The sequence below is a fragment of the Nocardia sp. CA-290969 genome (assembly GCF_050936135.1).
Lineage (GTDB): Bacteria > Actinomycetota > Actinomycetes > Mycobacteriales > Mycobacteriaceae > Nocardia.
The window spans coordinates 4,462,832-4,481,675 of sequence record NZ_JBNJNJ010000001.1 but is presented as its reverse complement, the minus strand read 5'-3'; the positions used below and the strand labels follow the sequence as shown (position 1 = coordinate 4,481,675).

At 68.1% G+C, this 18,844-nt stretch carries 16 protein-coding genes and 1 pseudogene; 7 read left to right on the top strand and 10 right to left on the bottom strand.

Annotation, left to right across the window (positions count from 1 at the left end; translation table 11 throughout):
* Positions 1-206 precede the first annotated feature (206 nt).
* From ACQEVO_RS20385 to ACQEVO_RS20375, 3 genes are all read left to right on the top strand, one after another.
* On the top strand, positions 207-1,958 hold the full coding sequence (locus ACQEVO_RS20385) for a cation acetate symporter (protein ID WP_432915531.1): 1,752 nt from the start codon (positions 207-209) through the stop codon (positions 1,956-1,958).
* 234 nt (positions 1,959-2,192) lie between these two features.
* Positions 2,193-2,546 carry a DUF485 domain-containing protein gene (locus ACQEVO_RS20380; protein ID WP_432915529.1) on the top strand — a complete coding sequence of 118 codons (354 nt, stop codon included), beginning with the start codon at positions 2,193-2,195 and terminating at the stop codon, positions 2,544-2,546.
* Positions 2,543-4,168, top strand: a complete 1,626-nt coding sequence (locus ACQEVO_RS20375; RefSeq protein ID WP_432915527.1) for a solute symporter family protein — start codon at positions 2,543-2,545, stop codon at positions 4,166-4,168. The genes ACQEVO_RS20380 and ACQEVO_RS20375 overlap by 4 nt, the downstream gene beginning before the upstream one ends.
* Before the next feature lie 123 nt (positions 4,169-4,291).
* Here ACQEVO_RS20375 and ACQEVO_RS20370 read toward each other — a convergent pair whose 3' ends face one another.
* Together ACQEVO_RS20370 and ACQEVO_RS20365 are read right to left on the bottom strand one after the other, a co-directional pair.
* Entirely contained in the window at positions 4,292-5,464 is a 1,173-nt protein-coding gene (locus tag ACQEVO_RS20370) for a sensor histidine kinase (protein ID WP_432915525.1), read from the bottom strand.
* A 280-nt stretch (positions 5,465-5,744) separates the two neighbouring features.
* Entirely contained in the window at positions 5,745-6,194 is a 450-nt protein-coding gene (locus tag ACQEVO_RS20365; protein WP_432915523.1) for a hypothetical protein, read from the bottom strand.
* Between the two features lie 277 nt (positions 6,195-6,471).
* Between ACQEVO_RS20365 and dnaE the strand changes: the two genes are divergently transcribed.
* Positions 6,472-10,020 (top strand): DNA polymerase III subunit alpha, encoded by a 3,549-nt coding sequence (gene dnaE / locus ACQEVO_RS20360; RefSeq protein WP_432915521.1) that lies wholly within the window; start codon positions 6,472-6,474, stop codon positions 10,018-10,020.
* 24 nt (positions 10,021-10,044) lie between these two features.
* Positions 10,045-10,398 (top strand): annotated as a pseudogene (locus ACQEVO_RS20355) (acyl-CoA dehydrogenase family protein); the annotation flags it as partial.
* Positions 10,399-10,444: 46 nt separating this feature from the next.
* Here the strand turns inward: ACQEVO_RS20355 and ACQEVO_RS20350 are convergent.
* The 3 genes from ACQEVO_RS20350 to ACQEVO_RS20340 form a co-directional block, all read right to left on the bottom strand.
* Positions 10,445-10,762 (bottom strand): WXG100 family type VII secretion target, encoded by a 318-nt coding sequence (locus ACQEVO_RS20350; RefSeq protein WP_432915519.1) that lies wholly within the window; start codon positions 10,760-10,762, stop codon positions 10,445-10,447.
* The gene (locus ACQEVO_RS20345) at positions 10,759-11,268 is read right to left on the bottom strand and encodes a YbaB/EbfC family nucleoid-associated protein (protein WP_432915517.1); all 510 of its coding nucleotides are present in this window, start codon (positions 11,266-11,268) and stop codon (positions 10,759-10,761) included. The genes ACQEVO_RS20350 and ACQEVO_RS20345 overlap by 4 nt, the downstream gene beginning before the upstream one ends.
* A 129-nt stretch (positions 11,269-11,397) precedes the next feature.
* Positions 11,398-12,012 carry a class I SAM-dependent methyltransferase gene (locus ACQEVO_RS20340; RefSeq protein ID WP_432915515.1) on the bottom strand — a complete coding sequence of 205 codons (615 nt, stop codon included), beginning with the start codon at positions 12,010-12,012 and terminating at the stop codon, positions 11,398-11,400.
* Between the two features lie 86 nt (positions 12,013-12,098).
* Between ACQEVO_RS20340 and ACQEVO_RS20335 the strand changes: the two genes are divergently transcribed.
* A complete protein-coding gene (locus ACQEVO_RS20335) occupies positions 12,099-12,266 on the top strand; it encodes a DUF4236 domain-containing protein (RefSeq protein ID WP_432915513.1) in 168 nt (55 codons plus the stop codon).
* 13 nt (positions 12,267-12,279) lie between these two features.
* On the opposite strand, the gene ACQEVO_RS20330 is transcribed toward ACQEVO_RS20335, so the two are convergent.
* The 5 genes from ACQEVO_RS20330 to ACQEVO_RS20310 all read right to left on the bottom strand — a co-directional run bounded on the left by ACQEVO_RS20330 (position 12,280) and on the right by ACQEVO_RS20310 (position 18,049).
* Entirely contained in the window at positions 12,280-12,774 is a 495-nt protein-coding gene (locus ACQEVO_RS20330; protein WP_432915511.1) for a nitroreductase/quinone reductase family protein, read from the bottom strand.
* A gap of 130 nt (positions 12,775-12,904) precedes the next feature.
* A complete protein-coding gene (locus ACQEVO_RS20325) occupies positions 12,905-13,630 on the bottom strand; it encodes an amino acid ABC transporter ATP-binding protein (protein WP_432915509.1) in 726 nt (241 codons plus the stop codon).
* Positions 13,631-13,633: 3 nt separating this feature from the next.
* Positions 13,634-15,418, bottom strand: coding sequence for an ABC transporter substrate-binding protein/permease (locus tag ACQEVO_RS20320; protein ID WP_432915507.1), 1,785 nt, complete (start codon positions 15,416-15,418; stop codon positions 13,634-13,636).
* Between the two features lie 75 nt (positions 15,419-15,493).
* On the bottom strand, positions 15,494-16,477 hold the full coding sequence (locus ACQEVO_RS20315; RefSeq protein WP_432915505.1) for a phosphotriesterase family protein: 984 nt from the start codon (positions 16,475-16,477) through the stop codon (positions 15,494-15,496).
* Between the two features lie 288 nt (positions 16,478-16,765).
* Entirely contained in the window at positions 16,766-18,049 is a 1,284-nt protein-coding gene (locus tag ACQEVO_RS20310; RefSeq protein WP_432915503.1) for a PucR family transcriptional regulator, read from the bottom strand.
* Positions 18,050-18,207: 158 nt separating this feature from the next.
* Between ACQEVO_RS20310 and ACQEVO_RS20305 the strand changes: the two genes are divergently transcribed.
* The gene (locus ACQEVO_RS20305) at positions 18,208-18,786 is read left to right on the top strand and encodes a hypothetical protein (protein WP_432915501.1); all 579 of its coding nucleotides are present in this window, start codon (positions 18,208-18,210) and stop codon (positions 18,784-18,786) included.
* Positions 18,787-18,844 lie beyond the last annotated feature (58 nt).

The window sequence follows — 18,844 nt, the reverse complement described above, 5'->3', positions numbered from 1 at the left end:
CACCGATCGCCGGGTACGGACGTGCGCTGTCGCCATCGGCAGCGTGCGAGCGATCGGACCTGCCCGACCGGACGCAATGCGCCCGGATCTGCGGGCGACCATCGCTGGGCGCCGCACGTCGGTCGCGGCAACTCCGCGCCGCCACGGATTCTGCGTGGGTCCGATTACAGGGTCCGCACGGTCGCTCGGGACACCGGGCGGGCGCGGTGAACTCCTCCGGTCTGACGGTGGCCGCCCTGCTGGCGGCCGCGCTGGCCACTGTGACCCTCGGTGTGTACGGGGTGCGCTGGGCGCGCACCACCTCCGATTTCCTGGTGGCCTCGCGCAGTGTGGGCCCCCGCTGGAATGCGGCCGCGGTCTCGGGTGAATATCTCTCGGCGGCCTCGTTTCTCGGTGTGGCGGGGCTGATCGCCAAATACGGGGCCGACGCCCTGTGGTATCCGGTGGGGTTCACCGCGGGATATCTGGCGCTGCTGCTGTTCGTGGCGGCGCCGCTGCGGCGTTCCGGCGCCTACACCGTGCCCGATTTCGCCGAGTTCCGGCTGGGTTCGCCCCGGGCGCGCCGGTTCGCCGCCCTGGTGGTGGTGCTGGTGTGCGCGGTGTACGTGATCCCGCAGTTCCAGGGCGCCGGGCTGACCTTGCGGATTCTGCTGGGCGTGCCGGGCTGGGTCGGGGCGGTGGCGGTCGCGGGGATCGTCGTGGCGAATGTGGTGGGCGGCGGGATGCGGTCGATCACCCTCGTCCAAGCCTTCCAATACTGGCTGAAGCTGACCGCGGTCGCCTTGCCGGCCCTGGTTCTGCTCGTGCATTTCTTCGGCACCGGGCCGGCGGAACGGGAGATCGGGACGGCGGCCCCGCCGACGGTCGGCGAACGTACCACCGTGGAGGTGACCACGCCGGTGCTGGTGCAGTTACCCGCGCCGCAATGGGTTTCGGTGCACGGCGAACTCGACGACCGGCCGGTGGACGGTCCGGTGTTACTGACCGCGGGCACCCACGAACTGGCCCGCGATACCCGGCTCGTCCTCGAACCCGGATCGGCGGTGCCCGTGGTGGCGGGCGCCCCCGCCGACGGCGAGCACTGGCTGCGACCCGGCGGCGGTTTCTCCGGACCCCATCCGCATTACCAGGTGTATTCGCTGATGATCGCGACCTTCCTGGGCACCATGGGTCTCCCGCACGTGCTGGTCCGCTTCTACACCAACCGCGACGGGCGGGCCGCCCGCACCACCGCGCTGACGGTGATCGCGATGGTCGGTGTGTTCTATCTGTTCCCGGTGCTGCTCGGTGTCTTCGCCCGCCTCTACGTACCGCAACTGCTGATCACCGGGACCTCCGACGCCGCGGTGCTGCTGCTGCCGTCCTCGGCGCTGGCCGGTCTGCCCGGGCAGCTGCTGGCCGCACTGGTCGCGGCGGGCGCGATGGCCGCGTTCCTGTCGACCTCCTCGGGACTGGTGGTGAGTATCGCGGGGGTGCTGAGCACCGATGTGCTGCGCGGGCAGATCCGGGATTTCCGGGTCGCGGCGCTGGCCGCGGGGGCCGTCCCGCTGGGTCTTTCGCTGTTCGTGGTCTCGCTCGACCTCTCCCGCACGGTGGGGCTGGCGTTCTCGCTCGCGGCGGCGACCCTGTGCCCGCTGCTGGTGCTGGGTATCTGGTGGCGTGGGCTCACCACGGCCGGTGCGGTGGCGGGTCTCGTGATCGGCGGTGTGGTGGCCGGTGGGGCGACCGTGGTGTCGGTGTTCGGCGGGGTCGCCGACGAGCTGGCCGGTGGCTGGCCGGCCGCGGTGCTCGGCTATCCCGCGGCGGTCGCCGTACCGCTGTCGTTCGCGACGATGGTGCTGGTGAGCCGGTTCACCGCGAAACCACCCGACGTCGGCCGCGTTTTCGTCCGGATGCACGCCCCGGAACGGCTCGGGATGGGTGCCGACCGGGAGCCCGGTACCCGGCCGGACCGCTGAGATACCCGCTCCGCCGCCGACCGCTCATCGCGTCACAGCGACCATTCACCGCACAGTCACCCACCTTCACCGAGTGACCGGCATCACATCTGTTGCCGGGCTACGGGGCTCGCTAGCTTCATTCCAGGTAACACACATCACATTGCGAGAACACGGCATGACCTAGCCGGGGCCCGAAGGCGGCAGCCTGCGTAGTCACGTAGGGCCCCTCGGGCATGCAGAGAGAGATACAGCATGACCGATACGGATCTCGACGACAGCGGCGGGCAGCCCACGGCGCCCACCGATTTCGCTGCCGCCCAAGCCAGCCCGGAATTCGCCGAACTCCGTACCCGGCTGCGCCGCTTCATTTTTCCCATGACCGCCTTGTTCCTGCTCTGGTACCTCGGCTATGTGCTGCTCGGCGCCTACGCGCACGATTTCATGGGCACCAAGGTCTTCGGTGAGGTCAATATCGGGCTGCTGCTCGGGCTGGGCCAGTTCGTCTCGACCTTCCTCATCACCGGCCTCTACGTCCGGTTCGCCAACCGGGAACTGGACCCCCGCGCCGCCGCGCTGCGCGCCGAATTGGAAGGAAGCGGGTCGTGACCACGCTGTTCGCCGCCGATACGGTCGGCAATCCCGCGGCCAATATCGGAATCTTCGCTCTGTTCGTCGTCGTCACGATGATCGTAGTGTTCTGGGCCGGCCGCAACACTCGCGGCGCCGCCGACTATTTCACCGGTGGCCGCGGCTTCACCGGCCCGCAGAACGGTATCGCCATCGCCGGTGACTATCTGTCGGCCGCGAGTTTCCTGGGCATCGCCGGAGCCATCGCGGTGTACGGCTACGACGGATTCCTGTACTCGATCGGCTTCCTGGTGGCCTGGCTGGTGGCCCTGCTGCTGGTCGCCGAGATGCTGCGCAACACCGGCAAGTTCACGATGGCCGATGTGCTGAGCTTCCGGTTGCAGCAGCGCCCGGTGCGCACCGCGGCCGCGATCACCACCCTGGCCGTTTCGCTGTTCTACCTGCTCGCGCAGATGGCCGGCGCCGGTGGGCTGGTCGCCCTGCTGCTCGATGTATCGAGTAAGGCCGGCCAGGCCGTGGTGATCGCCGTGGTCGGCGTGCTGATGATCGTCTACGTGCTGGTCGGCGGGATGAAGGGCACCACCTGGGTGCAGATCATCAAGGCTGTCCTGCTGATCGCCGGCGCGGCCGTGATGACCGTGATGGTGCTGGCGAAATTCGGCTTCGACTTCTCCGACATCCTCGGTGGCGCGCAGAGCGCCATCGCCGGCTCCACCGATTCCAAGGTGGCCGCCCGGGATGTGCTCGCCCCCGGCGCGCAGTACGGCGGCAGCGAGATGTCGAAACTGAACTTCCTGTCGCTCGGGCTGGCGCTCGTCCTCGGCACCGCGGGCCTGCCGCATGTGCTGATGCGCTTCTACACCGTGCCGACCGCCAAGGAAGCCCGTCGCTCGGTGGTCTGGGCGATCGCGCTGATCGGTGCCTTCTACCTGTTCACCCTCGTGCTGGGCTACGGTGCGGCCGCACTCGTCGGTCCCGACAAGATTCTGTCCGCCGCCGGTGGCCAGAATTCGGCGGCGCCGCTGCTGGCCTTCGAACTGGGCGGGGTGATCCTGCTCGGCATCATCTCCGCGGTGGCCTTCGCGACCATCCTCGCGGTGGTCGCCGGTCTCACCATCACGGCCTCGGCCTCGTTCGCGCACGATATCTACGCCAACGTCATCCGCCGCGGCAAGGTGGACGACAACGCCCAGGTGCGGGTTTCCCGGATCACCGCCGTGGTGATCGGTGTCCTCGCCATCGGGCTGGGCATCCTGGCCAACGGGCAGAACATCGCCTTCCTGGTGGCGCTGGCCTTCGCCGTCGCCGCCTCGGCCAACCTGCCGACCATCCTGTACTCGCTGTTCTGGCGGCGCTTCAACACTCGCGGCGCTCTGTTCAGCATGTACGGCGGGCTGATCTCCACCATCGTGCTGATCGTGTTCTCCCCGGCGGTGTCCGGTTCGGCGAGCGCCATGCTGCCGGATCTGGATTTCGACTGGTTCCCGCTGTCGAATCCGGGCATCGTCTCCATTCCGCTGGCATTCGTGCTCGGCGTGGTGGGCACCTACCTGGGCGGTGACGAAGACCCGGCGAAGGCCGCGGAGATGGAGGTCAGGGCACTGACCGGCGTCGGCGCGGAAAAAGCCGTCGTGCACTGATACCGGGACCCGGATGCCGCCGCGGCGGCATCCGGGCGGATAATTCCCGGTGCAGGTGCGGCCGGACCCCGTTCTGTGAGGGTGAACGGGGTCCGGCTGTTTTTCTGTGCGCCGGGCGCAGTATCACGGCCGGATGCCGGCGCGGAACTTCGGCACCCGCATACTCACCTTCGTCCCGGCCCCCGGCGCGGTATCCACCACGAGCCCGTAATCGTTGCCGAACGCGGCGCGCAGCCGATCGTCCACATTGGCCAGCCCGATATGCGGTGCCTCGCCCTCGGCGGTATCCAGCGAGCCGGAACGCAGCACCTCCGGGTCCATGCCGGTGCCGTCGTCCTCCACGCTGATCACGCAGTCGGTGCCGGCGTCGAGCGCTTCGATGGTCACGGTGCCGCCGCCCGGCCGGCCGGCGAGACCGTGCCGTACCGCGTTCTCCACCAGCGGCTGCAAGGCCAGGAACGGCAGCGTCACCCCGAGCACCTCGGGCGCGATCCGCAACCGCACCTGCAGCGCGGGGCCGAACCGGGCGCGTTCGAGTTCCAGATACCGCTCGATATTGCTGAGTTCGTCGGACAGCACGGTGTATTCGCCGGCGACCCGGAAGGAGTACCGGGTGAAATCGGCGAAATCCAGGATGAGTTCACGGGCCCGCGCCGGATCGGTGCGGACGAACGAGGCGATGGTGTTGAGCGCGTTGTAGATGAAATGCGGGCTGATCTGCGCGCGCAGCGCCCGGACCTCGGCTCGGTCCAGCCGGGCGCGCGAAGCGTCGAGTTCGGCCAATTCCAGCTGGCCGCAGGCATAGCGGGCCACCTCGGCCAGGGCTCCGAGGGTGCCGGGGCCGGGTGCGGCCGCGGTGACCATGCCCAGCGCCCCGGCGACGGCATCGCTGTCGGTGAGCAGCGGCTGGGCGACCAGGGTGCGGCCCGGGTGTTCGGGGTCGGGCAGATGGACCATCACCGGTCGCCGTCCGGCGATGGCACGCCTTGCCGCGGTGGCGAACTCGCCGGCCGGTACGAGCCGGGCGCCGTCCCACGCGAGGAGTTCGCCGTCGGGATCGGTCACCCCCAGCCCCTCCGCGCCGACGAGGGCCCGCAGATGCGGCGCGGCGTCCACGGCCGATTCTTCGGTGAGCCCCTGGCGTAGCGACCGCGCCGCGAGCGAGGCGGTATGCAGGGCCGCGTGCACGGCGCGTTCGGCCGGGGTGGTGACCATCCGGCGCGGCCGCGCCCAGATCAGCAGCGCGCCGACGACGAGCACAGCGGCCACGGAGATCACCACGGTGGTCGCGGTCATCGCACCCCCTGTCTCGCTGCCGCCGGAACCCGGCGTCCCCGCCGCACGCGGTGCGGGCGGCGAGCCGGCCGCACGCGACCGCCGACTCGCCGGCCGGGGCCGGTCATCGTCTCACGCTTCCCGCGGCAACCGCCATTGCATGCGGGAAACCTTCTCCGGAGGCGATAACCGGCCCGGGCCGGCGAGGCGGCGGGCGGAGGGGAACGGTTTCCGTGGGAACTGCCGCCGGCTCTGCGTGCCGTGGCGGCAGGACTCGCCGTCGTTTACCGGGGGCCGGCGCTCACCTCCGGTAGGCGGTAACGGTGAAATCCACCGATCCGGGTTCGGGGATGTGGGCGGTACCGACCGTGACGGTCGCGGTGAAGCGGCCGATGCCCGGACGGAACAGGGCCGAGCGGCCGTCGTTCATCCAGTGGCCGGGGCCGTTGGCCGTCTGCGTGACCGAACCGGTGGCGCCGGTGTCGAGATTGCGCCAGTTCAGGGTGACCGGCAGGGTGCACGGCCCCACCCCGAACATGATCGTGGACACGGTGAACGCGGCATGCTCGGGATACGCGTCGCCGGTGACGGAGGTATCGAGCTGGGCGACACAGGCGCCCTGGGCGAGTGAATACACCGGGTCGAACTCGCCGCCGTCCGCAGTCGCGGGTGCCGCGGTCGCCGCCAGCGCCCCCACCGCGAGCGCCGTCGCGGCCGCGGGGAGAGCGAACGCCGTGGTACGTGCTGTCATCGTCACCTCGCTGGGTCGTTCATGGGCTTGCGGGGCCGAGCCTCGGATGGATTCGGAGCAGTGGTGGTCCGGATGGACCTTCGCTGCGTCCGTTCGTGACGCGGCCCGACCCTACCAGCGCCGCGCCCGGCCGGTGGCCGATTCGGCGCCGCGGATGATCATCGAACGGCGACACGCCCGGTCCCCGCCGGGCACCCGGACCGCTGCGGGAGTTGTCGGTGGGTACGAATAAACTCGCTACACCAACCGCCGCCGAACCCCTGGGAGTGACGAGATCTTGGCCACGTCGTCCGGATTCGTTCATCTGCACAACCACACCGAGTACTCGATGCTCGACGGTGCCGCCAAGATCTCACCGCTGTTCGCCGAGGCCGACCGCCTGGGGATGACCGCGGTGGGGATGACCGACCACGGCAATATGTACGGCGCCGCGGAGTTCTTCCATTCCGCGAAGAAGGCCGGGATCAAACCGATCATCGGCATCGAGGCCTATATCGCGCCCGGCTCCCGGTTCGACACCAAACGTATCCAGTGGGGCGATCCCAGCCAGAAGAGCGACGACGTCTCCGGTTCGGGTGCCTACACCCATATGACGATGGTCGCCGAGAACGCGACGGGCCTGCGCAACCTGTTCAAACTGTCCTCGCTGGCCAGTATCGAGGGCCAGCTCGGCAAATGGGCCCGTATGGACGAGGAGCTCATCGCCGCGCACGCCGAGGGCATCATCGCCACCACCGGCTGCCCCTCCGGCGAGGTGCAGACCCGGTTGCGGCTCGGGCACGAACGCGAAGCCCTGGAAGCCGCCGCGAAATGGCAGGAGATCTTCGGCCGGGACAATTTCTTCCTCGAGGTGATGGATCACGGCCTGTCCATCGAGAAACGGGTCCGGGAGGGGCTGCTGGAAATCAGCCGGACCCTCGATATCCCGCCGCTGGCCACCAACGACTGCCACTACGTCACCAAAGAGCAGTCGCGCAACCACGAGGCGCTGCTGTGCGTGCAGACCGGTAAAACCCTGTCCGACCCCACCCGGTTCAAATTCGACGGCGACGGCTATTACCTGAAATCCGCCGCGGAGATGCGTGCGCTCTGGGACGCCGAGGTGCCCGGGGCCTGCGACAACACCGTCTGGATCGGGGAGCGGGTCCAGTCCTACGCCGAGGTGTGGGAACACCGCGACCGGATGCCGGTCTTCCCGGTGCCCGAGGGCGAGGATCAGGCGGGCTGGCTGCGCAAGGAGGTGCACCGCGGGCTGGAACGGCGCTTCCCGGACGGGGTGCCGCGCGATTACGTCGAACGCGCCGAGTTCGAATTGAACGTCATCATCGAAATGGGTTTCCCCGCCTACTTCCTGGTGGTCGGTGACCTGATCAACCACGCCCGCGAGGTCGGTATCCGGGTCGGTCCGGGCCGTGGCTCGGCGGCGGGTTCGCTGGTCGCCTACGCCATGGGGATCACCAATATCGACCCGATTCCGCACGGTCTGCTGTTCGAGCGATTCCTCAATCCCGAACGCGTCTCGATGCCCGATATCGATATCGACTTCGACGATCGCCGGCGCGGGGAAATGGTCCGCTACGCCACCGAACGCTGGGGTAGCGACCGGGTGGCGCAGGTGATCACCTTCGGCACCATTAAAACCAAGGCCGCCATCAAGGATTCGGCGCGCGTCCAGTTCGGCCAGCCCGGTTTCGCCATCGCCGATCAGATCTCCAAGGCGCTGCCGCCGCCGATCATGGCGAAGGATATTCCGCTGTCCGGGATCATGGATCCCGAACACGAGCGGTACAAGGAGGCCGCCGAGGTCCGCGAACTCATCGGCAGCAACCCCGATGTCGCGAAGATCTACGAAACCGCCCGCGGTCTCGAGGGCCTGATCCGCAATGCCGGCGTGCACGCCTGCGCGGTGATCATGTCCTCCGAACCGCTCATGGAGGCGATCCCGCTGTGGAAGCGGGCGCAGGACGGCGCCATCATCACCGGCTGGGATTACCCGTCGTGTGAGGCCATCGGCCTGCTGAAAATGGACTTCCTGGGCCTGCGCAACCTCACCGTCATCGGTGACGCGCTGGACAACATCAAATCCAATCGCGGTATCGACCTCGATATGGACAATCTGCCGCTGGACGATCCGCCCACCTACGAATTGCTCTCGCGCGGTGACACTCTCGGCGTTTTCCAGCTCGACGGCAGCGCCATGCGCGATCTGCTGCGCCGGATGCAGCCCACCGGATTCGAGGATATCGTCGCGGTGCTGGCGCTGTACCGCCCCGGCCCGATGGGGATGAACGCGCACAACGACTACGCCGACCGGAAGAACGGCCGGCAAGAGGTCAAACCGATCCATCCCGAACTCGAGGAACCCCTGAAGGAGATCTTGGCCGATACCTTCGGCCTGATCGTCTATCAGGAGCAGATCATGCAGATCGCGCAGAAGGTGGCCGGGTATTCGCTCGGCCGAGCCGATATTCTGCGCCGCGCCATGGGTAAGAAGAAAGCCGAGGTGCTGGAGGCCGAATTCGAGGGATTCGAAGCCGGTATGCAGGCCAACGGTTTCTCCAAACCCGCGATCAAGGCGCTGTGGGACACCATTCTCCCGTTCGCCGGGTACGCGTTCAACAAATCGCATGCGGCGGGCTACGGCCTGGTCTCCTTCTGGACCGCTTACCTGAAGGCGAATTACCCCGCCGAATATATGGCCGGCCTGCTCACCAGCGTCGGCGACGACAAGGACAAAGCGGCGATCTACCTGTCCGATTGCCGCAAGCTCGGGATCACCGTGCTGCCGCCGGATGTGAACGAATCGGAGACGAACTTCGCCTCCGTCGGCGCCGATATCCGGTTCGGGCTGGGCGCGGTGCGCAATGTCGGCACGAATGTGGTGAACTCGATCATCGCGGCCCGGACGGAGAAATCGAAGTTCACCGATTTCTCCGATTACCTGAACAAGATCGATGCCGTGGCCTGCACCAAGAAGGTCACCGAATCGCTGATCAAGGCCGGTGCCTTCGATTCACTGGGCCATCCCCGCAAGGGGCTGATGCTCGTGCACTCCGATGCCATCGACGCCGTGATGTCCACCAAGAAAGCCGAGGCCATCGGCCAGTTCGACCTGTTCGGCGGGATGGGCGAAGACGGCGACGAATCGATGTCGTCGGTGTTCGATGTGAAGGTGCCCGACGAGGAATGGGACACCAAACACCGGCTGGCCCTGGAACGGGAAATGCTCGGCCTCTACGTTTCCGGGCATCCGCTCAACGGGATCGATCACGTGCTCGCCGCGGCCGCCGATACCCAGATCCCGGCCATTCTCGAGGGCGATATCAAGGACGGCACGCAGGTGACCGTCGGCGGCATCCTCGCCTCGGTGAACCGCCGGATCAACAAGAACGGCCTGGCCTGGGCCTCGGCCCAGCTCGAGGATCTCACCGGTGGTATCGAGGTGCTGTTCTTCCCGCAGGCCTACTCCGTCTACGGAATGGACGTGGTGGAGGACGCGGTGGTGCTGGTGAAGGCCCGGGTCTCGATGCGCGACGACCGGATCTCGCTGATCGCCAACGATCTCGCGGTACCGGATCTGTCCGCGATCGGGGTCGCGAAACCGCTGTCGGTGACGATCTCCACCCGGATGTGCACCCGCGACAAGATCGGTGAACTGAAACGGGTGCTCTCCCGGCATCCGGGCACCTCGGATGTGCATGTCCGGTACGTGGGCGCCCGAGAGAAGACCACCCTGCTCAAACTCGACGACAGCCTCCGGGTGGAACCGTCCTCGGCCCTCATGGGCGATCTGAAAGCGCTCTTGGGCCCGGGCTGCCTGACCTGAACCGAACCGGCGCCGGGCTCGCACCTCGCCGAGCACGAGTCCCCGGTGGAACTCGACACCATGGTCGACGGGCTCAGCGATTCGGGCACCCAGAAGATCAGCGGCGCGGCCGGCGGACGGTCCGACGAGGACGAAGGTCCCGCGACCATGCCCGTCAACGCCAACGGCGGCAATATGTCGGCCCTGCTCAACGCCCTGGAAACCTCGTGGGGTGATGTCGGGCTGATGCTGTCGATCCCGTACCAGGGCCTGGGCAACGCGGCGATCGCCGCGGTCGCCACCGATGAACAGCTGGAACGGTTCGGCAAGGTGTGGGCGTCGATGGCGATCACCGAACCGAGCTTCGGCTCCGATTCGGCAGCCGTCACCACCACCGCCGAACGGCGTCCGCGGCGGCCGGCGGGGCTACCCGACGGCTCCGGGCTTACTGCGGAGCGACGGCGCCGAGGGCATTGGCGTTGGATTCGTCCTGATTGCCGAAATCCGTCGCGACCGCCCCGACCCCGTCGCCCACCCCGTTGACCGCCTGGTTCAGCAGGTTCAGGCCGGTGAGTCCTTCCTCGGCGCCCGGTGTGTACTTTTCGGCGAATTTCTGGCCGATTTCGTCGCCGCCCCAGCATTCGCCCTCGGCGTTGATCACCGCCAGTGCCGCGTTCACCGCCCCGGCCACCTGGTCGGCCACCTGGGCGATGGCGGGCCGGGCGGCCTGCAGGGCCGCCTCGTCGACCTTGATCTCGCTCATTTCCCACCCTCGAGGTAGCCGCGGGTGCGGAAGAATTCGTCTTCGTCCTCGTCGTCCAGCGGCGCCGCGGGTGGCGGTGTGGTGACGGGGTCGGGGAACAGCGAATCGACCACGGATTTGATACTCGGCATTCCGGGCGCGATATCGGGCAGATCCGGGACGTCGTCGGCGAGGGCGGCGATCGGCGCCCAGGCCTGCTGGGAGACCTCGGTGGCCTGCCGGGCCGCGTGCTGCACGGCCTCCAGGATCGACCGGCCCAGTTTCTCGGGTGTGGACCGTTTGAACGCCTCCGGGGTGAGGTGCACGTCCACGGGGACCCCGGCGGTGTTGGCGTCGACGCGGACCAGATTGTCCGACGACCACGCCGTTACGGTGGTCGAGGCCAGCCGCTGTTCCACGGCCGCCATTTCCGCTCGCTGCCGTTCGAACGTGGCCATCAGTTCGTCCACGCTCTCCCGCAGGATCTCGCTGGCTGCCTGGGTGGCGGCGCGATCCTCAGTGCTCATCCGGTCGCCCTTCCGTTTTTCCGCGTCGGGTTCTTTCTACCTTCGACGCGCCCGATCGCCCAATGGTTCCGTGCTCGGGCCGGAGGGACTCGGGCGCGGGCCGGGCCCAGGGCGGGGTGCGGGCCGGACTCAGGGATTCGTGGCGACACCGAGCGATTGCGTGGCGATGAACGCGGGCCCCTCGCTCTTGAAGATCTCCAGTTCGCGGATGCCGAACCCGCTGGATCCGATGAGGGCGGCGATATCGCGGTTCAGGTGGCAGCCGCCGGCGATGCGCTGCTGGAGCGGGTCGAGGCGATGCTGCCAGCGCTGGACCGCGGGATCGGGGGCGAGTCCGTGTTCGACGAAATGCAGGGTGCCGCCGGGAACCAGCACGCGGCGCAGTTCGGCGAGCGCGGTATCGATATCGGGGATGGTGCACATGGTCCAGGTCGACAGCGCGGTATCGAAACTGTCGTCGGCGAACGGCAATTGCTGACCGTCCAGACCGGCCCGTTCGACCGGTACCCGGGCCGCGGCCAGCCGCCCGGCCGCGAGCTTCCAGCCGAGGTCGGCCGGTTCCACGGCGCTCACCGAGGTGACGGTCGCGGGATAGAACGGGACGTTGAGACCCGACCCGAAACCGAGCTCGACCACCCGGCCGGACAGCCCCGCGCACACCCGCTCGCGCAACGGTTCGTTCGCCTTCATCCCGCAGGCCACGTTCACGATGCGGGGTACGACATGATCCCGGTACATTCCCACGTCCTCCACTCTTGCACCCGGCGTGCTCGATCGCCATGGGGGAACACCCGGATCCGCTATCCTGGGGCCGAGTCAGGGAGGCCGTTATGCCCATCAGGTTCCGTAAACGAACATCATTCGGGCCGCTGAAGTTCAATTTCACCCAATCGGGTATGTCCTCGTGGGGGCTCGAGATCGGCCCGTGGTCGTGGAACTCGCGGACCAAGAAGAACAGTGTCGATCTGCCCGGCCCGCTGAGCTGGCGTCAGCGCTGAGGTCGCGGGTCCGTTACCGCGGGCGCAGTTCGATCACCGCGCCGCCCTGCTGCCAGGTCTGGTAGAGATCGGCCTTGTTCGGATTGCCGGCCGCGTCGAATCCGATGCCGTTGTACCGCGCGTTGGTTTTGTTGTCCCGCGCGATGACCTCGAACAGCCGCATCACGTCCGCTTCACCGGTGTGCACCAGCGGGTCGAACTGTTCGGGCCCGCTGCCGCGGGTGACGGTGACCGGTGTTCCGGGCGCGAGGTTTTTCACCCAGGGTCGCGTCGAGGTCCCGATCAGCAGTGCGTCGCCATGTTTGGTGTACGCGACCGGAATGTCATAGGCCCGGCCCGTTTTCCGGCCCACGATATGCAGGATCAGCAACCGTTTGCCGATCACCTTCGACAGGACCGGGGTACGCAACAGCGTGCGCATGATCCGGTTGGTGCGCGCCTGGCCGGCGCCGGGCTCCTGGGGTCCGGTGGTACTCGGTGTGCCGTAGGGATTCTGCTCGCTGCTCATGCCACCAGTATGGTCGTCCGGCGGCCCGGCCGGTGCGCAGCGCGCGGCCGGGGTATCCACGTTCTCGTCGCGTCAATGGTTGCCGCGCAGTACTTTCGGTGCGGTCGCGGCGCAACGTCCGGCCCCGGGCTTACAGAACCTGATCGAGGAAGCGGCGCAACCGGGGTGTTCCGGCATTGTCGAACAGTTCGTCCGGGCTGCCGGATTCCACGACCTGGCCGGCGTCCATGAACACCACATGATCGGAGACGCTGCGTGCGAAACCCATTTCGTGGGTCACCACGATCATCGACATACCGCCCGCGGCGAGGTCGGACATCAACGCCAGAATGCCTTTGACGAGTTCCGGGTCCAGGGCGGAGGTGGCCTCGTCGAAGAACATGAGATCCGGTTTCATGGCCAGTGCCCGGGCGATCGCGACCCGCTGCTGCTGTCCGCCGGAGAGATTGGCGGGCCGGGAATCGGCCTTACCGGCCAGGCCCACCACCTCGAGCTGTTCCACGGCCAGCGCTCGCGCTTCGTCTTTGCTCAGCCCGCGCAGTTTGCGCGGTCCCAGCGCGATATTGTCGGCGACCGTCCGGTGCGGGAAGAGGTTGAACTGCTGGAAGACCATTCCGATGCGCCGGCGCAGCCGGTCGGGGTTCTCGGTGAGTACCGATTCGCCGTCGAGCAGGATATCGCCGGAATCCGGTTCGTGGAGCCGGTTCAGCACGCGCAGCAGCGTGGACTTACCCGAACCGGACGGCCCGATCACGGTGGTCGTCTTACCCGCGTCCACATGGATGTCCACGCCGCGCAGGATCTCGTTGTTGCCGAGTCGTAGATGCAATCCGGTACCGGTCAGTGAGGAGCTCATCGGTTACCCCCGCCCTTCGGTGATGGTCTGCTGTTCGACGGGGTCGATCGGCTGGTCGGGCCGCCCCGTGCGCATCCGGCGGTCGATGTAGTTCACCAGGTGGGTGAGCGGAATGGTCAGCAGCAGATAGACCAGCCCGGCCGCGACCAGCGGCGACAGGTTCCCGGTCTGCGCGTTGAGATCGCGGCCCACCGCGAACAGTTCCCGCTGGGTGGCCAGCAGGCCCAGGAAGTAGATCAGCGACGAATCCTTGATCAGCGCGATGAACTGGTTCATCAGTGCGGGCAGTACCCGGCGCACACCTTGCGGGATCACCACCAGCGTCATCGCCTGCCGATAGCCGAAGCCGATCGCGCGGGCCGCCTCGAGCTGCCCGGGCTCCACCGATTGGATTCCGGAGCGGAAGATCTCCCCGATATAGGCCGAGGCCAGCAGCGCCAGCGCCACCGCGCCGAGCCAGTAGGGATTGTTGCCGGTGATACCGCTGGCCACCGGCCCGATCCCGAGGCCGATGATCAGGATGATCACCACCGCGGGCAGGCCGCGGAAGATATCGGTGTAGATCCGGGCGGGCCAGCGCAGCCACCGGGTCCGCGCGATTCCCGCGACCGCGAGCAGCATGCCCAGCAGCGTGCCGAGCACCCCGGAGACCACGGCCAGGATCAAGGTGTTGGGCAGCCCGGTCTTGACCAGCTCCGGGAACGCCTGCCGGTAGAGCGACCAGTCGAAGAACGTATCGCGCAACTGTTCCAGCGTCGATTTCGGCGCCTGCTCGGTGTGCTCCTGCGGGCCGCGTTCGGCGGCCAGCGCGGCGAAATCGGGGAGCTGGGGAGCGGGTGCGGCCTTGGACCCGGGTTTCCAGCCGGGCGGGAGTTCCCGTGGTACCCAATCGCTGTAGAGGCGGGCGTACGTGCCGTCGGCGATCACCGCGTCCAGGCCGGCGTTGAGCGCGTCGATCAGCGGCCGGTTGTCCTTGGCGACCGCCCAGGCCGCGAAATTGTCCAGGCTGAACGAATTCTCCACCACCGACGTGGCGTCCCCCGGCGCGATCGCACCCTCGGCCTGCGCGGACGGAGCCACCCAGGCATCGACCTGGCCGGTTTTCACATTCGCGTAGGCGGTGTTGTAGTCCGGGAACTTCACCGGGTCCAGGCCCAGTTCGTTGACCACGTACTCGTCCTGCACGGTGCCCTGCACCACCGCGACACGCGACCCGGGCCCCAGATCGTCGAACCCGCGCACCGGGCTCCCGTCCTTCACGACCAGCGAGAAATAGCCGAAATCGTAGCCGTTGGTGAAACCGACCTGCTGCCGCCGCGCATCGGTCGTGGTGATATTCGACGAGCCGACATCGAATCGTTTGCCGGCCACCTGCGCCAGCAACCCGGCGAATTCGGTGCCGGAGAATGTCACCTGCAAGCCGAGTTTCGCCCCCACCGCACGCAGCAGTTCGTTGTCGAATCCGGTGAAATCGCCGGCCGAGTTCACGCAGATACTGGGCGGTGCGTCCGAGAGCGTGCCCACGCTCAGCACTCCGGGCCGGCTCAATCCCAGCCGCGAGATATCGACCGATTCCACCGGGACGGTGGACGGGGTGGTGAACCGGTCCTCCGACCCGCCGCCCGGTGCGCTGAGTTTCTCGGGGGCGGCCGACGCGGCTTCGGGACCGGGCGGCGCGCACAGATCGCGGGCGGCGGTATCGCCGCCGTCGCCACCACCGCACGCCGCCGCGAGGAGTGCGACGGCGAGCAGCAGTGCCGTGAGCAGCGCACGGGACAGTCTGGCCATGATCGACAACCCTAGCTTCCGGGCGTAGCCGGTCCGGGCACCCGGTGCGTGTGTGGCCGCCCGCGGCCGCGCGGGTCAGCTGCCGGCGAAGAACGTGCGGGGTACGTCCACGAGCATGGTGTGCAGTTGCCGTTCCTCGATCCCGCGATCGAGCACGTAGGGGAAAACGTCGTCGAACAAGTGGGTGTAGTGCCATTGCGGCAGTACGGCCGCGCGGGTTGCCGGTTCCATCCAGTCGATATAACAGCTGGCGTCCTGGGAGAGCACCATGCGTTCGGCGTAGCCGCGCCGCACCATCGTGATCAGAGTATCGGCGCGGGTCTCGAAGGTGGTGTCGAGGTTGATGCCGAAACGGTCCATGCCCAGGACGAAACCGGCGTCCGCCAGCGCGGTCAGGTATTCCAGATCGGCCGTATCGCCGCTGTGGCCCAGCACGATCCGTTCCGGATCGACGCCCTCTTCGTCGCACAGCACACGTTTCACCTCGAACCCGGAACCCGATTCGGGGTGGGTGTGCACGGTGATCGGCACACCGGTCTCGTGGTGCGCCCGGGCCACCGCCCGCATCACCCGCTCCACGCCGGGCGTCAGGCCCTGCGCGTCGATGGCGCATTTGAGCATGCCGGCCCGGACACCGGTATCGGCGATACCGTCACGGATATCGCCGACGAACATATCCACCATCGGATCGGGTACGTGGGTGCCCACCAGCGGGTCCAGCGCCGGACCGCGGTAGTGGAAGTAGAACGGCACGTCGTTGTAGGTGTAGAGACCGGTGGCGACGATCAGCTGTATCGGTACTTGCTGCGCGATCCGGGCGATCCGGGGGATATAGCGGCCCAAACCCATGACCGTCGGATCCACGATCGTCCGGACTCCGGCCTCGTAGGCGGTGGTCAGCCGGCGAACCGCGTCCTCGATCCGGTCGTCCTCCGAACCCCATTCCTGCGAATAGTTCTGCTGGACATCGGAACTGAGTACGAAAATATGCTCGTGCATGAGGGTGACGCCGAGATCGGCAGTGTCGACGGCACCGCGGACGGTGTGGATCGAGGGCACGGGAGAACTCCTTGGCGAGGCGGCGCGAGATGCGGCACGACGGGTGCGGGTACGGTCCGCGACACCACCCGGTGGGGGCGCGGCGAAGGGTTGCCGGCTGCTCGTCTACCGAGGTGGGTGCCGGTTCGGCGGGGATGATCGAAGCTTAGGGCGCCGGCGGTGGGGGCGACCATGTTCGGGCCGCATGAAAGCGTGGACGGCATTTGTGCGGGGCGCACAGGGCCCACGTGACGCACTGCCGGGCAGGTGGTTACGCGGCACCGGGACAGCCGGTTCGCCGGCGGCCGGTCAGTTCCGGTCCGGTTCCGGTCGCAGCACCGCGGTGCCCAGCAATTCGGTCGCCTGCAACGCCAGCCGCGGGTACAGATCCCCGCCGGGGACATCGGCGTGCGGGCCGATCATGTCCAGCGCCTGCCGGACGCGGTACTGGACGGTGTTGCGGTGCACTGCCAGGCGAGTGGCGGCCGCGGCGTAACTTCGGTTGACGGCCAGGAACACTCGCAGGGTCTCGCGCAACCAGAGATTGCGTTCGTTGTCCACCGCCAGTTCCCCGAGCTGGTCGGCGACGAATTCGCGCAGCGCCTCGATATCCCCGGCCAGCAAGGCGACCGCCGCGACGTCGGCGTGGGCGAGAACCCGCGCGCCGTGGTCACCGCCCAGCAGGGCGAGCCGGCGTACCCGGCCGGCCTGCGCGGCGGTACGCCGGAAGCCGGCGAGGCCGGTGCCGTAACCACCGATGGCCACGCGTACCGGCACGCCCCGGGCGGTCAGCGCCCGGGCGATCGCGCCGCTGTCGACGGCGGTTCCGGCCGGCCACGCGAGCCACATCCGGATCTCGTGGTCGTCCACGGGCACCACCAATGTCGCGTGCGCGCGGCCGAATACGGTGGTCAGCGCGGTCCGGAGCTGGTCGAAGACGGTCGCGGCCGTCGCGGGATCGAGCTGCGGGCCGGTCCAGGCCCTGATCCCGAGATGTCCCCGCGACAGCGGATACCGCAGGTACTGTTCCGCGGCGTCGGTATCGGTGACCGTACCGTCGAGCAGCCGGGTCACCCACTGCCGCTGTAGCCCGCTGCGATTACCGGACCAGCGGTCGCGTTCGTCTTCGTACGCGACGCCGACCTGCTCGCATACCCGGTCGATGTACACCGAGGTGCGGTTGACGATATGGACGATGGCCGAGGTGGTGACCGGACCGCCACCGCCGAATTCGATCGCGTAACGCATACCGGTGTCCAGGAAACCGGCCTGGCCGACCCGGTACGCGCGGATGAGGGCGGCGGCCGGGACGTCGCGCTGAGCGAGTATCCGGGCGTAGGCCAGTGCCCGTTCCGGGGCCCGGACATCGTCCTCGCCGGCCTCGTTCTGCAGGAACTGCAGGATTTCCATCAGGTTGTCCGTCGTGCCCGCTTCCATCAGTTCCCGCAGCCGCTCATCGCGGTCCAGCACCGGTAACTGGGTGCGCATCAGCTGCGACAGTTCGCCGACGAACTGGTGGCGGTCCCGGAGGAAGGTCTGTGCGACCATCCCGACCACCGCTTCGGTGCTGTGCGCCGCCCGTTGTTGTTCCACGGGCGATAATGATCGCGCGCCGCGGTGGCCGGGATGCGGCCCGGGCGGTGTGGCGGCCGGCCGGCCTCATTGCCTGCGCCCGGCCGCCCGGACCGGTGGCTGCGATTAGAGTCGGTGCGCACGCGGAAAGCCGGTGTACCGGCGGCCGCGGCGAGGTAGTGGCAGGACCGACGGGTGCGGGGCAGGCAGTTGTGAAGATTTCCGCCGGAGACCCCGGATGGTACGAGGCGTGCAGCGCCGCCGAACGTGCGGCGACGGCGGAGCTGGCCGCGACCCGGTGGAAATGGTCGGTGTGCTGGGCGGCGCTCGCGGCGCTGGGGGTGGTCCTGACGATCGGCGCGATGGTGTCCGGCGCGCTGGCCGCGCTCGCCGCGGAACCGCCGATCGGTGCCCTGGCCGTCGCCCTGTGTGCGCTGCTGCTCGACGCCGGCCTGCTCACGGTGAACAGTTTCGCGTGGCAGCAAGTGGGGCTGATCTTCTCCGGCGCCGCCCCCTCGGAGAGTGTGCGCCCGTACCGGTGGCTGCGGTGGATTCCGGCCTCGCTGGTATCGCTGTTCGGGACGCTGGCGATGCTTGCCGTGGGGGTGTATCCGCTGTCGGTCTACGGCGACCACGGCCTCGGCGGGCTGGGCCTGGCCGGGTGGCTCACCGCGGGCGCGGCGGTGCTGTGTGTGATGTGCGGTCTGGCCACCTTGTGGTTGAAGGTGATCCTCCGGCCCGTCCGCACCGGGCGTTGACGCCCGGACCGGGCATTGTGCTGCCACGGCGCCTGTCCGGTATCGCCGTCGGTCGACA